The organism is Xanthomonas sp. NCPPB 1826, assembly GCF_056725285.1.
This window is the reverse complement of sequence record NZ_CM161521.1, coordinates 949,779-963,646: the sequence shown is the minus strand read 5'-3', so window position 1 is coordinate 963,646 and position 13,868 is coordinate 949,779. Positions and strand designations below refer to the sequence as shown.

Genomic DNA, 13,868 nt, shown 5'->3' with positions numbered 1-13,868 from the left:
CTTCGCATTGCGCGCCGGGCCGCAGACCAAGACCGCGCGCCAACTGGACGCATCTGCACCTGCGGCGCATGTCGCTGCCGACAGCGCTGGCGGGCATCGATCCTGCACGTATTCACTCAGGCGCGCGGGCGCGCTTCGGTATCATCGCGCAATGACTTATGCCCCCCGTCTTGCCACTGTTTTCGTCGGCCTGCTGTGCCTTGGCAGCAACACGCTGCATGCCCAAAGCCTCGACCCGCAACTGACCGCCATGCGCGATGCCATCGCCGCTGCAGAGCGCGGCCAGTCCGATGCCGGTCAGCTCGGTGCCCTGAGCCGTCACCCGCTCTATGGCTGGCTGGAATTTGCCACGCTCAAGCGCAACATCGACAACGTCTCCAACGCGCAGGCGCAGGGATTTTTGCAGCGTTATGCAGGCCAGCCGGTGGCCGAAAGCTTCCGCAGCACCTGGTTGCCGGCGGTAGCGCGTCGTCAGGACTGGACCACGTTGCTGGCCAACTGGAAGCCCACCGACAACGTCGGCCTGCGCTGTGCGCAGCTGACCGCGCGACAGGCAACCGGCAAGCTGGATGCGCAGTGGAGTCGCGATGCGTTGACGTTATGGCGCACCGGCAAGGGCCTGCCCGATGCCTGCGATCCGGTGGTTGCCGGGCTGGAGTCGCGCGGCGAGCTCACTCCGGCGCTGCGCTGGGAGCGCGTGGAGGCGGCCGCCGATGCACAACTGCCTGCGGTAATGCGCACGGCCGCACGCGGTCTGCCGGCAGCCGATCTGGCCCTGGCCAACGACTACGCCGCGTTTCTGGACAAGGTGCATCCGCGTGCATCGAGCTGGCCCAGGACCGAGCGCAGCCGGCGCATCGCGGTCGATGGCCTGGCCAAGCTGGCCAAGAGCGACCCGGATGCGGCCGAGCAGCAGCTGCCGCAGCTGGCCAGCGCGCTCGCTTTCAGCGAGGCGCAGCGCGGCCAGGTGCTATACCAGATCGCGCTGTGGACGGTGGCGTCGTACCTGCCGGATTCGGCGCGTCGCCTCAATGCAGTGCCCGACGCCTCATACGACGAACGCCTGCACGAATGGCGCGCGCGCGAGGCGATGTCGCGTGGCGACTGGCCAGCGGCATTGGCGGCGATCCGCAAGATGCCCGCCACCCAACGCAGCGATTCGCGCTGGCAATATTTCGAGGCGCGCCTGGCCGAGAAGACCGGCGCGGCCGCGGCCGCGCAGCCGCTGTATCGCGCAGCCGCGCAATCGCCGACCTTCCACGGCTTCCTGGCCGCCGATCGTCTGCAGCAGCCATACCGGCTGTGCCCGTGGGAGCCCAAGGACACCCCGCAGGCCAAGGCCGCCGTCGCGCGCGATCCAGCATTGATCCGCGCCATCGCGTTGTTCCAGATCGACCGCCCCGGTTCGGCCGTGGCCGAGTGGAACGATGCCGCGAGCCGCTTCGACGACACCCAGCGCCGGCTGGCGGTGCAGGTGGCCAGCGAGAATGGCTGGTTCGATCGCGCAGTGTTCGCGCTTGGCAAGCAGCCGGACGAACAACGCCTGTATGCATTGCGCTTTCCGCTGCATCACGACGACAGCATTCGCCGCGAAGCGGCCAAGAATGCGATCGACCCGGCCTGGGTGGCAGCGGAGATCCGTGCCGAAAGCATCTTCAATCCGCGCGCCCGCTCGCCTGCCAACGCGATGGGCCTGATGCAGGTATTGCCGGGCACCGGCGCGGCCGTGGCCAAGGGCATCGCCCTGCCCGGTTATGCGGGCGCCACCAGTCTGTACGAGCCGGACACCAACATCGCCATCGGCACCGCCTACCTGCGCCAGTTGCTCAATACCTACGGCCTGCCCTACCTCACCATCGCCGCCTACAACGCCGGCCCGGGGCCGACCGGGCGCTGGCAATCGCAACGGCCCAACTTCGAGCCGGACTTCTGGATCGAGACCATCAGCTACAAGGAAACCCGTGAGTACGTCGCGCGCGTACTGGCTTTCAGCGTGATCTACGACTGGCGGCTCAACGGCGACATGCTGCCGCTGAGCGATCGCCTGATGGGCAAGCTGGTGGACAAGCGCCTGAAACCGGTGTGCACGCCAGGCCAGGCGACCAATAACGCGGCGCAGGACTGAGCTCCAAGTTAGCTGCCGAGCATGGCGGCTGGATGAGGTGACCGTGCTTGCGCGGTTGCGCGTAGTTGTCTTGGCCTGGGGCGCAGGGCAGACGATGCCGCTCTGGTATTCGCCTTTCGTTCGGTCCTAGGCTTGAAGCTCTGTGGCTCTGTGGCTCTGTGGCTGTGAGGCTGTGAGGCCAACCAAGCTTTTCCCTTCCTTGCTTTGTTTCGGTGCATCGAAGGCTCGGGTCGTCGAGGGCGCGGTGCCCTCACCGCTTGCGGGACACGCCGTGAATCCGTCCGTGGAGGCTCGGTGGCGGCATCCATGCCGCCACACGGTCCCGCAACCGGCAAGGACACCGCACCAGAAAGTTGGTCGGTAATCACGTGAAAGCAGCTTTTTGCACGACGTGCATTGGACGTTGTCCGTTGGGCCGGGCAAGTACATCACTATCCGAAATGCACATCACGCACTGCTCTTGCCCATGCGCAGCAGACAGCCCGACTGGTTGCCGCTCGACGTGCATCGCGCATTGAACCGGCGCATCGGCATCAAGCAACGCGCTTAGCTGTGCACAACGACCATCTCGACAGGTCCTTGCCCGCTCACCGTCGCGGGACCTTACGCGGCATGGATGCCGCGTAAGAGCCTACACGGACGTACTTGCGGCGTGTCCTGCGATGGTGGGCGGGCAAGGGCCCTGCAGCAAAGCCACACCGCACCCGCTCTACAGCTGATCTATCCGCAAAGCCGTACTGCCTTGCGGCGTGTCCTGCGATGGTGGGCGAACGAGGGCCACGCAGCAAAACCACGCCTTACCCGCCCTACAGCGGATCTATCCGCAAAGCCGCAGATCAGTCGCTCTACGACGCACGCACCGCATCGGGCATCATGTCGCGATGAAGATCTATCTCGTTGGCGGCGCAGTCCGCGATGCCCTGCTTGGCCAGCCCGCTGGCGACCGCGACTGGGTGGTGGTCGGTGCCGATCAGGCGCAGATGGAACGCCTGGGCTTCAAACCGGTGGGGAAGGATTTCCCGGTGTTCCTGCATCCGCGCAGCGGTGAGGAATATGCGTTGGCGCGTACCGAGCGCAAGTCCGGGCGCGGCTATCGCGGCTTCGTGGTGGATGCCGATCCTTCGGTGACGCTGGAAGAGGATCTGCTGCGCCGCGACTTCACCATCAATGCGATCGCACGCGACGAGGACACCGGCGAGTTGTTCGATCCGTATGGCGGCGCGCGCGATCTGCAGACGCGCGTGCTGCGGCACGTGGGGCCGGCCTTTGTCGAAGATCCCGTGCGCGTATTGCGTGCTGCCCGCTTCATGGCACGCCTGGCACCGCTTGGTTTTACTGTCGCGCCCGAGACCGCAGCACTGATGCGCGAGATGGCCGCCAGCGGCGAGCTGGACAGCCTGGTGCCCGAACGTGTGTGGCAGGAATTGCGCCGCGTGCTGGAGAGTGCGCAGCCGTCGGCATTCCTGCGCACGCTGCACGACACCGATGCGCTGCGCATCATCCTGCCCGAGATCGATGCACTGTATGGCGTGCCGCAACGTGCTGAGTTTCATCCGGAGGTGGATACCGGCATCCACCAGGAAATGGTCAGCGACATGGCCGCGCGACTGGAGCCCGGCGACGCACTGGTGGGCTTTGCCGCATTGACCCACGACCTGGGCAAGGCACTCACGCCAGCGGAAGAATGGCCGCGCCACATCATGCACGAACAGCGCGGCGTTGCCCCGCTGCAGACATTGTGCGAGCGACTCAAGGTGCCACAGGATTATCGCCAGCTCGCCATCACTGCCTGCCGCGAACACTTGAACGTACATCGCCTGGCCGAGCTGCGCGACCGCACCGTGCACGAGCTGCTGGTGCGCTGCGACGCGTTTCGCCGCCCCGAGCGCATCGCGCAACTCGCGCTGGTCTGCGAAGCCGACAAGCGTGGCCGGCTGGGCAGCGAAGACGCCGCGTACCCACAGGGCGAACAACTCAAACGCCTGCATGCCGCTGCGCTGGCCATCAATGCGCGCGACCTGGCTGCAGAAGGCTTGCAAGGCCCGCAGATCGGCGAGGCATTGGCGAAGGCGCGGATTGCGGCGATTGCGGCCGCAAGAAAGGCCGTCACGTAGCCGATGCATCGCGCATACCGTTGTCTAAACGCAACGGGGATGTAATCGCGCAAGCAAAGCGTTGCTGCAGCGATACTGGCTGGCGAAAGATCCACCGACGACCGTCAGCGACTCATTGCACCGCCATTGCAACAAGGCGGCTGCCCGAAAGCAGCCGCCCGGCCGACGTCACAGCTTGAAATTCAGACTCAGCATGAAGGAGCGGCCGTTCTTGTAGATGTAGTACGGCTGGTTCTTGTTGCCGATATAGCTGAAGTAGGTTTCGTCCAGCAGATTGGTGGCTTCCAGCGCTATGCGCAGGCGCTCGGTGGCCTGGTAGCCGAATGAGGCATCGACCTGGGTGAATGCATCGGTCATCTGCTGGCCGTTGAGGCGGCCGATCTGGGTGAAGTATTCCGAGCGCCAGCCCAGATTCACCCGCGCGCTCCATTTGCCCTGCTCGTAGTACGGGCTGATGTTATAGGCGTTGCGCGAGTTGTACGGCAGGCTGTAATCGCCGTCGGTCTTGGAATCGGAATAGGTGTAGTTGGCCACCACGCCGAACCCGTTGCCGAAGTTGTGCTGCAGGTTGAGCGCAACGCCGCGCACCTTGGCATCGCCGGCGTTGGTCGGCACGGAGGTCTGATAGGTGCTCGAGCCGCCGGTGGCGTTGTTGAAGAACACCCGGTCTTCCACGGTGGTCAGGATGTAGTTGGAGATATCGCGCGAGAAGAACTCGCCGCTGAGCAGGCTGCTGTCAGAGAAGTACCACTCCAGCGATGCGCCCAGGTTGGTGGACTCGTACGGACTCAATCCAGGATTGCCCGTGGACGCAGTGAGCGTGGTGTCGTCGGTGGCCACGTACGGGGTCATGTTGGTGTAGCGCGGCCGTGCGATCACCTTGGAGGCAGCAAAGCGCAGCATCAGATCGTCGCGCAGGTCGTAGGCGATGTTGAAGGACGGCAACCACTTGCCGTAGCTGTTGAGGAAGTTGACCGGCGTATAGCCGCCACCGGGCGCATAGCTGAAACCATCGGTGGAATCGCGGGTGTGCACGTAACGCACGCCAACGTTGCCGCGATAGCGCTCGCCGGAAAAATTGCCCTGCAGGAACCAGGCGCGGTTCTGTTCTTCGATGCTGTAGTTGCCGGCGTAGCTGATCGGCAAACCGTCATCGCCCTCCAGGCCACCGATGTACTGGCTGATGGCGCCGCTGTTGATGGTCGACCAGCGCTGCATGTCGGCGCTGGTCGACAAGCCGTCCAGATAGCCCGATGGCGTGGTGCCCGGCGAGAACGCGGCCAGCGTGCTGCCGTCGTTCGGGGTCCAGGTGCGGCTGTAGGAGGACTGCCCGGTGGCGTGATTGGTCAGCTTGATGCCGGTGAGGATCTGGGTGAACGGCCCCCACTCCACCGCATGGTCGAAGTCCAGCTGCAGGTAGCGTTCCTTGTCGTACTGCGGGCTGTGGCTGGCCGAGGCATTGTTGAGCTGCATCGCCGCCGCGTTGGTGGGGTCGGTGCTGTAGTCCATCGCGGTACGACGCCCGTCGATGTTGTAGCTGTAACCGGCAAGATTGCGGAACTGGATGCCGTAGATGCGCTCGGCACCACCCTGTGAACTGGTGTAGCCCACCTGGCTGGACGCGTTCCAGCCATCGCCATGCCAGTCGGCGCGCAGATGGATGCTGCCGGTGCTGACCTCGCTGTTGCGCAGGTAGCCGTCCAGGTAGGTGTTGGACTGGTCGCCGAACGTACCCGAGGTCGCCACGCCGTTCTCGAAGCCCAGCGCCTGCGCATCGCCGGGGGTGGAACCCCAGTAGCCGTAGCGGCTCTGGTTGTAGTTGTCGAAACTTTCCTTGACGTACAAGCCGGTCAGGTTGAGCTCGAAATCGGCATCCGGCTTCCACTGCAACGCCGCGCTGACGCCATCGCGCTTGCGCGTCTGCTGGAACAACGCGGTGTTGATCGAGGTCGGAAATACGCCGGTGTTGTTGCCGACCACAGACGCCGGGAACCCTGCGCCTTGCACATTGTCGTAGCCGAAGATCTCCACGCCATCGCGGCGCAACACGCGCTGCGAATGCATCACCGAGGTGAGCACACCGAGCGTTTCATCCTGGTTCTTCCAGCTGTACAGCGCCGAGGCATTCGGCTTGCCCTCCTCGGAACGATCGTTATAGCCGTAGCTCAGCGTGCCGGTCAGCGTGTTGCGCTCAAGATCCAGCGGCTTGCGCGTGTGCACGATCACCGTGCCGCCGATCGAGCCCTCGTCGATGCGTGCCTCCGGTGTCTTGTAGACCTCCATCAGGCCGACCACTTCCGGCGCCAGAGTGCTGTAGTTGAACGAGCGGCTATCCGGGTCGTTGGGATCGCCGCCCCAACTGGTGGAGGCGATGGTCTGGCCGTTGAGCAGCACGCGATTGAGTGCCGGATCGGTGCCGAGGATGCTGACCTTCTCGCCTTCGCCGAACTGGCGGTCCACGGTGATGCCGGACAGGCGCGACAGCGACTCGGCGACATTGGTGTCGGGGAATTTGCCGATGTCTTCGGCGCTGATCGCATCGACGATCGCATCGGCATTGCGCTTGACGTTGAGTGCCTTGCCGAGGCTGGCCTGATAGCCGACGACCTTGACCTCGTCCAACGTGGACACCGAGGGATTGGTTTGCGCGGGCGCCTGTTCCTGCGAGGCTGCAGCCTGCTCCTGCGCAGCTGCAGGCAACGCGGCAAGACCTGCCAGGGCAGCGCCACCGATCAACAGACTGCGGACTGCAGTACTCAACGGCGTGCGCCGCAGCGGGTGTGCATGACAGAACAGGTGACGGGACAACTCGAACACACGGGAAGACGGCATTGCGTAGACCTCTTGACGGATGTCAGGTGGCAACCATGTGGTTGCACGACAACGCGCGATGCGCGTGACATGCCCGCACTCCGTCCCCTGTGCCGGATGCGAGCAGCGTCCCGCACCGCCGTAGTGGCGTGCGGGTCAGCGCCTGTCCGACCAGCAGCCGGACGACAACGCTTTCAAGAATTCAGAAGTGGCTCCTGCTCGTTGACAACGTTATCAGCGAAGGTGCCTTTCGCAGCCGGGGCTGTCAACTCGCTGCCACAAATGGCCAGTTTCATGCTTGAAACCGCACCGACGATGCAGATATTGGAATGACAGCGTGATCGCGTTCGCATTCATTTGCTTCGATGAGCAGACCACTGCGCGTAGCGGCCTGATGCCATAAGGCTGCGCAGCCGGATGTTGCGATGCAGAGTGTGTTGCAGGCTTTGATGTGGTGCATGGGGGCGTTTTTTATTGGTGCGCAGGCAGTATTCGCGCAATACAACTCGCCCTGCGAACGCGGCACTCCGCGGCTAAGTAAGTCGTGGCCACCAATTCAGTTCCATACAGCTGAAGGTGCACCGACACCGGCCGTTCGTCACAATGTTTACCGGATGCACCAGCCCCCGTACAGGGCGATCACTTCGAACGGACGCAGGCCTGCGTCCGCAGCCACTGTGCAGCCGCGTCGATCATATCGACCTGCGAGTCAAGCAGGACATCCGGTTGCAGCCGGCCATCATTGCGATGCCCGTTGCGATCCTGCGTGTAGCTGGCGGCAATCGCAAGAACACCGCCGCCAGGCAGTTCCACCGAGCGATTGCCGGTGGTCTGGCCGGCGCTTGGCTGACCGAAGCTGCGCGTGTTCGCACGGCCACGGAAAGAGATCGCAACCATCTCGCCCGCACTCGCCGTCTTCGGGCCGATCAAAACGGCAACCGGGCGATCTGTTTGCAGGCCGTCGGGCGAGGCAGTCGAGCGTGGCGCAGGCCGTGCCCGCCATGGCGATTGCTTGCCGGCTGCATCGACAAAGCTGCCGAGCGCTGCATTGCCCAGTAGCAAATGCAGCCCGTTGATCATTGGCCACATCGTGCCGCCGGTGTTGTGGCGTAAATCGACAAGCCAGCCACAACTGGCCTGTGCGGCAGCTTGATCAAGCGCCCTCGCGAGCGATGTCTGGTAAGCACTGCTGACTTCTCTGGAGGATGTCATCAGGCCCGGGACGTCGATATAGGCAATGCCGGATGACAGCAGACGCGTCTGCATGGCAGGCAGCTCGCGTTGTGCAACGGCTTCCACGTTACGTCGCCCGGAAGGACGCATAAGGAAACTATGACCGTCATCGAGCTGGGCGACCAATGCATCGATGGCGACATAGGCGTCCACTTCGCGCATGTTTACATGCCTGCGCACGCAGCTGCGGCTCACGCGTGGTCCAGTCGATGCGGGCGCTGTGCAAGGCGTGCTCCCGGATCGCGGGGATGGCGATATCCAGGATCGCGCTGGCCGATGCGGCATCGACGATTGGCTGGACAGTCAGGCGCAACTGGCTGACATCCAGCGTTCCATCGCCTCGCAGCACCACACCAATGAACACCTTCTGCGCTTCCATCGGCACCTGCAGCGCAATGGAGCGGCTTGCACGCGTCGTACCGACGACCGGATCGGTTTGCGAGCTTTCGAACGCCAGGCGTTTGCCATGCGCATCATCGGCGCGCATCCATAGCGTGGCGCCCTGCGATGCGTTGGAGGTTGCCAATACCCCGGACAACAGCAACGACTGCCCGCGCAAAGACACAGTGTCCAGTTGTGCGGAGGCAGCACCGAACGGGGCAGTGCGCGCGGCAATTGCGGTCAGACGCAATTGCGCCCCTTCACCGGACTGCACGTCGCCTTGCACCGCAGTCAGTTGGTAATCGGCTCCGCCGGCAGCCGCGTACCAGCTTGGAATCGCTGCCATCGCATGCACACTGCACAACAGACTCAGTAACAACCACAATCGCATCCGTGCGTGTCTCATCCGTCACTCATCGCAACCTGAGGTCAGACGCAACTTTAGCAGCCATTGCCTGCGCTGTAAGGCCGTATGCGATCTGCGACGCCAACCCACAGGACATGGCGACTAGCGGCAATGTGGCTATAGATCGCACGCGACAACCGCGGTGGTCGGACAGCACATCCCGCGCCGCGCGGTCATCGATCCCGCTTGGCGCGAGCGTATTCGGCCTGACCGCTACGCCTACTCGCGCTGCCCGGCGACCCAGGTGGCAAGTACCTGCACGTCGGCATCCACCAGCACCAGGTCGGCCTGATAGCCCGGTGCAATGCGGCCCAGGCGCTGGCCCAGGCCGATGCATTGCGCCGGATAAGTGGACGCCATGCGCGCGGCTTCGGCCAGATCCACGCCCAGCCACTGCACGCTGTTGCGCACGGCCGTGGCCATGTCCAGCGCCGAGCCGGCCAGTGCGCCGTCGGCATTGCGTACCACGCCGTCCACGGCGGTGATGGTCTCGCCGTACAGGTCGAAACTGGGGCTGTCGGCACCGACCATCGGCATGGCGTCGGTGACCAGCAACAGCTTGCCGCGCGGTTTGGCGGCCAGCGCCACCCGCAGGCTGGCCGGGTGCACGTGCACGCCATCGACGATGATGCCGCACCACACATCGGGGTCTTCCAATGCGGCGCCGACCGCGCTGGGCTCGCGCCCGGCCAGTTGCGACATCGCGTTGTACAGATGGGTGAAACCACTGACGCCGGCGGCGATGCCGTCGCGCGCCTGCTCGTAGCTGGCCGCGGTGTGGCCGGCAAACACGATCGCGCCGCCGGCGACGAAGGCGCGGATGTCGTCCAGCGGCACGCGCTCGGGTGCGAGCGTGATCAGGGTGACGCCGTTGTCCAGCGAGGTATCGATGGCAATCTCGTGCGCGTCGGGCAGGCGGAACTTGTGCGCGTCGTGCGTGCCCTTGCGGGCCGGGCTCAGGTACGGGCCTTCCAGATGGATGCCGAGCACGCCGGGCACGCCTTGCGCGATGGCCTGGCGCGTAGCGGCTATCGCTTCGGCCATCACCTCGGCGGTGTCGCTGATCAGCGTCGGCAGCATGCCGGTGGTGCCGTAGCGGCGATGCGCGGCCGCGATCGTGGCCAGCGCCTGCGGATCGCGCGCATTGTTGAACAACACGCCACCACCGCCGTTGACCTGGATGTCGATGAAGCCGGGCAGCAAGGTGGCGCCGCCCAGATCCACGCGCGTATGCGCCTGCGCAACGCGCGCATCGTCGGCCGCCACCACCGCCTGGATCTGCGTGCCGGCCAGCAGGACCACCAGCCCATCCTGCAAGCCATCGTCGGTGAGCACGCGTGCATTGCACAACGCTTGAATCGGGGAAGCATCCATGTTCAAACGGTTTCCGTGACCTTGTTCAAATGCGGCGGCAGATCGGGATTGTTGCCACGCTGCAGGGCCAGCGCGTTGATCGCGCGGTAGAAGCTCTGCACGGTCAGCAGCGGCGCGCTGGCCGGGTGCGCCGCATCCACGAGCGGCAGGTCGCCGTCGGGCGCGGCCAGCCATACCTGCGCGCCACGCGCGCGGAATTCTGCGGCGAGCGCACGCGTGCCGGCGCCGGTTTCGTCGGGCTGGGCGAACACCAGCACTGGGAAGCCCGGCCCCACCAGCGCCATCGGGCCGTGCTTGACCTCGGCCGAGCTGTACGCCTCGGCATGCAGGCCGCAGGTTTCCTTGAACTTCAGCGCCGCTTCCTGCGCCGCGCCCAGGCCCAGGCCGCGACCGAGCACGAACAGGTTGTGTGCCGGCACCAGGCCGGCAGTGAGTGCGGACCAGTCGGCCTGCCAGGCGGCGCGCAACTGCTGCGGTAGTGCCTCCACCGCCGCGAGCAGGGCCGGGTCGTTCTTCCACACCGCGCCCAGGTGCAGCAGCGCAGCCAGCGAGGCGAGATAACTCTTGGTGGCGGCAACGCTTTTTTCCGGGCCTGCGCCCAGCGGAATCACCACCTCGGCCAGCTGCGCCAGCGGCGAATCCTCGACGTTGACCAGCGCGACCACGCGCGCGCCGGCCGCCTTGGCGGCCTCGGCATTGCGCAGCAGGTCCGGGCTCTTGCCCGATTGCGAAATCACGATGTACAGCGCGCCGCGCAACTGCAGCGGCGATGCGTAGACCGAGCCCACCGACGGCGATGCAGAGGCGGTCACGATGCCCAGTTGTGTTTCGAACAGATACTTGGCGTAGGTCGCAGCGTGATCGGAACTGCCGCGTGCGCAGGTCACCACGAACGGCGGCGGCGTATCGCGCAGCGACTGCGCGAGGGCGGCGATGGTGTCGGCATTACGGGCGAACTGTGCGGCGACCACATCGGCGGTCTGCGCCGCCTCGCGGAACATCAAGGTCTCGGTTTCGGTGGGAAGGCTCATCGTGCTCAGGCGGATTCGGGAGGAAGGGATTTGGCGGACGGCGTCTGCGCCGGTGCAGTGGAACCGCGCACCACCAGCTGCGGCACGAAGCCGCGGTTCTGCAATTGCGCGGGCTGGTCGTCGTAGGCATCGCTGCGCAGCTGGCTGATCAACAGGCGTGCGGCATGCCGCGCGATGTCGTCGGTGGCCTGCTTGGCGGTGGTCAGCGCCGGCCAGGACTGGCGCGAGAACGGGCTGTCCTCGAAGCCGGCGATCGACAATTGATACGGCACGTTCATGCCGGTGGACTTGGCCGCGGCCAGCACGCCCGCGGCGATTTCATCGTTGCTGCCGAAGATCGCGGTGGGCGGCTCGCGCAACGACAGCAGTCGGCGCGCGCCACGGAAGCCGTCGTCGAAGGTGTAATCGCCGGGAATCACCAGGTGCTTGTCCAGGGTGATGCCGTAGTCCTTCAACGCGGCCTCGTAACCGGCGTAGCGCTCGCCGCTGGAGCGGTGCTGCGGGCCACCCCACAGGAACCCGATGCGTTGATGGCCCAACTGGACCAGATGCTCGGTGATCTCGTAGGCGGCAGCGCGGTCGTCGATATAGACGCAGGGGCCGTCGCCCGGATCGTCGGTGGCGGCGATGATGCGCACGCTCTTGATGCCGCGCGCAGCCAGGCCGGCCATCAGCTCGGGGCGCTCGGACATCGGTGCGGTCAGCACCACGCCGGCCAGCCGCGAGCGCTGCACCCATTCGGCCAGTTCTTCGGCCAGCAATGGCGAGGTGGAATCGCAGGGATGGATCTGCAGGCCGAAGCCGGTTTCGCGGCAGGCGGCCAGCACGCCGTTCTGGATGCCGATGATGTGATACGGGTTGGGATTGTCGTAGACCAGGCCGATCACGAACGGCGTGCCGCTGCGCAGGTTGCGCGCGGACGGATCGGGTTCGTAGTCGAGATCGGCGATGGCGCGCAGCACGCGCGCGCGCGTGGCCTGCATCACCGACGGTTCGTTGTTGATCACGCGCGACACGGTCTTCAACGAGACCTTGGCGCGCTCGGCGACATCTTTGATGGTGGGCCTGCGCATGGGTGTGCCTTGTTCGTCGGAACGCATCATGCTGCCTGGTTCACTTGGCCTGGGCCGGCAGGCCCACACGGTAACCGCGCAGCGAATAGAACAGGATGTACAGATAGCACGGCACCATCAGCGCAGCGAACACGACCTGGAAGTCGTAGTGCTGTTTGAGAATGGCGAACAGCTGCGGAATGATCGCGCCGCCGGCAATGCCCATGACCAGCAAGGCCGACCCGATCTCGGTGAAGCGACCGAGCCCGCGGATGGCCAGCGGAAAGATCGCCGGCCACATCATCGCGTTGGCAAAACCGAGCGCGGCCACGAAGCCCACCGACACATAGCCGTGGGTCAGCAGCGCGCCCAGCGAAAACAGCACGCCCAGCACCGCCGACACGCTCAGATAGCGCGCCTGCGAGATCACGCCCGGAATCAACGCCAGGCCGACGATGTAGCCAACCAGCATCGCGCCCAGCGTGTAGGAGGTGAAGATCTTGGTGCTGTCCAGCGGCAGATTGAAGCCGTGGCCGTAGGTGCCGATCGCATCGCCGGCCATCACTTCCACGCCCACGTAGACGAACAGGCACAACACGCCCAGCCACAGGTGTGGGAACTGGAAGATGCTGGACTTCTGCACGCCAACCGCGCTGCCGGGCGTGGCATTGGCCTCGGAGGCCCGCAGCTCCGGCAGCGGCGAGAACAGCACGCCGATCGCCAGCAACAGCAGCACGCCGGACATCACCAGATACGGTGCGTGGATCTTGGCGGCAAAGGCCGTGAGCAACTGCTGCTTGGTCGCCGCATCGGCGCTGGCCACCTGCGCGGACAGATCGCCGATGCCGTGCAACACCAGCGAGCCGATCAGGATCGGCGCCAGGATGCCGGCGATCTTGTTGCAGATGCCCATCAGCGCGATTCGCCGCGCCGCGCTCTCGATCGGCCCGAGGATGCTGATGTACGGGTTGATCGCCGTCTGCAGCAGCGCCAGGCCGCTGCCGATCACGAACAGGCCGCCCAAGGCGCCCGGATACCAGCGCTGGGTGGCGAACTGGCCGAAGCCGGCCGCGCCCACCGCCATCACCACCAGGCTCAGCGCCAGCCCCTTCTTCATGCCGGTGCGCTTGAGGATCCACGACGCCGGCAGCGCCAGGAAGAAGTACGACAGGTAGAACACCATCAGCACCAGAAAGGCATTGACCTCGTTGAGGTCGAACGCCAGCCGCACGAAGGTGATCAGCGGCCCGTTGATCCAGGTGAAGAAGCCGATGATGAAGAACAGCACGCCGACGATGGCGATCGAGACAACGGGATTTGCGGGCCTGGCGGTAGTCATGG

At 65.1% G+C, this 13,868-nt stretch carries 9 protein-coding genes; 2 read left to right on the top strand and 7 right to left on the bottom strand.

What is annotated here, in order from left to right; genetic code table 11:
• The first annotated feature begins 151 nt into the window (after positions 1–151).
• Entirely contained in the window at positions 152–2,125 is a 1,974-nt protein-coding gene (locus AC1PLA_RS04095) for a transglycosylase SLT domain-containing protein (protein ID WP_481105649.1), read from the top strand.
• Between the two features lie 881 nt (positions 2,126–3,006).
• Positions 3,007–4,239, top strand: a complete 1,233-nt coding sequence (locus AC1PLA_RS04090; protein WP_481105648.1) for a multifunctional CCA addition/repair protein — start codon at positions 3,007–3,009, stop codon at positions 4,237–4,239.
• Between the two features lie 168 nt (positions 4,240–4,407).
• Here AC1PLA_RS04090 and AC1PLA_RS04085 read toward each other — a convergent pair whose 3' ends face one another.
• The 7 genes from AC1PLA_RS04085 to AC1PLA_RS04055 form a co-directional block, all read right to left on the bottom strand.
• The gene (locus tag AC1PLA_RS04085; RefSeq protein WP_481105647.1) at positions 4,408–7,071 is read right to left on the bottom strand and encodes a TonB-dependent receptor; all 2,664 of its coding nucleotides are present in this window, start codon (positions 7,069–7,071) and stop codon (positions 4,408–4,410) included.
• 618 nt (positions 7,072–7,689) lie between these two features.
• Positions 7,690–8,445, bottom strand: coding sequence for a S41 family peptidase (locus AC1PLA_RS04080; protein WP_481105646.1), 756 nt, complete (start codon positions 8,443–8,445; stop codon positions 7,690–7,692).
• Positions 8,390–9,010 carry a hypothetical protein gene (locus AC1PLA_RS04075; RefSeq protein ID WP_481105645.1) on the bottom strand — a complete coding sequence of 207 codons (621 nt, stop codon included), beginning with the start codon at positions 9,008–9,010 and terminating at the stop codon, positions 8,390–8,392. The genes AC1PLA_RS04080 and AC1PLA_RS04075 overlap by 56 nt, the downstream gene beginning before the upstream one ends.
• A 279-nt stretch (positions 9,011–9,289) precedes the next feature.
• On the bottom strand, positions 9,290–10,444 hold the full coding sequence (gene nagA / locus AC1PLA_RS04070) for an N-acetylglucosamine-6-phosphate deacetylase (protein ID WP_104576121.1): 1,155 nt from the start codon (positions 10,442–10,444) through the stop codon (positions 9,290–9,292).
• A gap of 2 nt (positions 10,445–10,446) precedes the next feature.
• The gene (locus tag AC1PLA_RS04065) at positions 10,447–11,475 is read right to left on the bottom strand and encodes an SIS domain-containing protein (RefSeq protein ID WP_228608594.1); all 1,029 of its coding nucleotides are present in this window, start codon (positions 11,473–11,475) and stop codon (positions 10,447–10,449) included.
• Positions 11,476–11,480: 5 nt separating this feature from the next.
• A complete protein-coding gene (locus AC1PLA_RS04060; RefSeq protein WP_024940298.1) occupies positions 11,481–12,548 on the bottom strand; it encodes a LacI family DNA-binding transcriptional regulator in 1,068 nt (355 codons plus the stop codon).
• Between the two features lie 40 nt (positions 12,549–12,588).
• Positions 12,589–13,866 (bottom strand): sugar MFS transporter, encoded by a 1,278-nt coding sequence (locus tag AC1PLA_RS04055; RefSeq protein WP_024940299.1) that lies wholly within the window; start codon positions 13,864–13,866, stop codon positions 12,589–12,591.
• Positions 13,867–13,868: the final 2 nt, after the last annotated feature.

Coding starts and splice junctions, on each gene's coding strand:
- AC1PLA_RS04090 (WP_481105648.1), top strand. CDS start 3,007: ATGAAGATCTATCTCGTTGGCGGCGCAGTCCGCGATGCCCTGCTTGGC.
- nagA (WP_104576121.1), bottom strand. CDS start 10,444: ATGGATGCTTCCCCGATTCAAGCGTTGTGCAATGCACGCGTGCTCACC.
- AC1PLA_RS04060 (WP_024940298.1), bottom strand. CDS start 12,548: ATGCGCAGGCCCACCATCAAAGATGTCGCCGAGCGCGCCAAGGTCTCG.
- AC1PLA_RS04085 (WP_481105647.1), bottom strand. CDS start 7,071: ATGCCGTCTTCCCGTGTGTTCGAGTTGTCCCGTCACCTGTTCTGTCAT.
- AC1PLA_RS04075 (WP_481105645.1), bottom strand. CDS start 9,010: ATGGCAGCGATTCCAAGCTGGTACGCGGCTGCCGGCGGAGCCGATTAC.
- AC1PLA_RS04065 (WP_228608594.1), bottom strand. CDS start 11,475: ATGAGCCTTCCCACCGAAACCGAGACCTTGATGTTCCGCGAGGCGGCG.
- AC1PLA_RS04095 (WP_481105649.1), top strand. CDS start 152: ATGACTTATGCCCCCCGTCTTGCCACTGTTTTCGTCGGCCTGCTGTGC.
- AC1PLA_RS04055 (WP_024940299.1), bottom strand. CDS start 13,866: ATGACTACCGCCAGGCCCGCAAATCCCGTTGTCTCGATCGCCATCGTC.
- AC1PLA_RS04080 (WP_481105646.1), bottom strand. CDS start 8,445: ATGCGCGAAGTGGACGCCTATGTCGCCATCGATGCATTGGTCGCCCAG.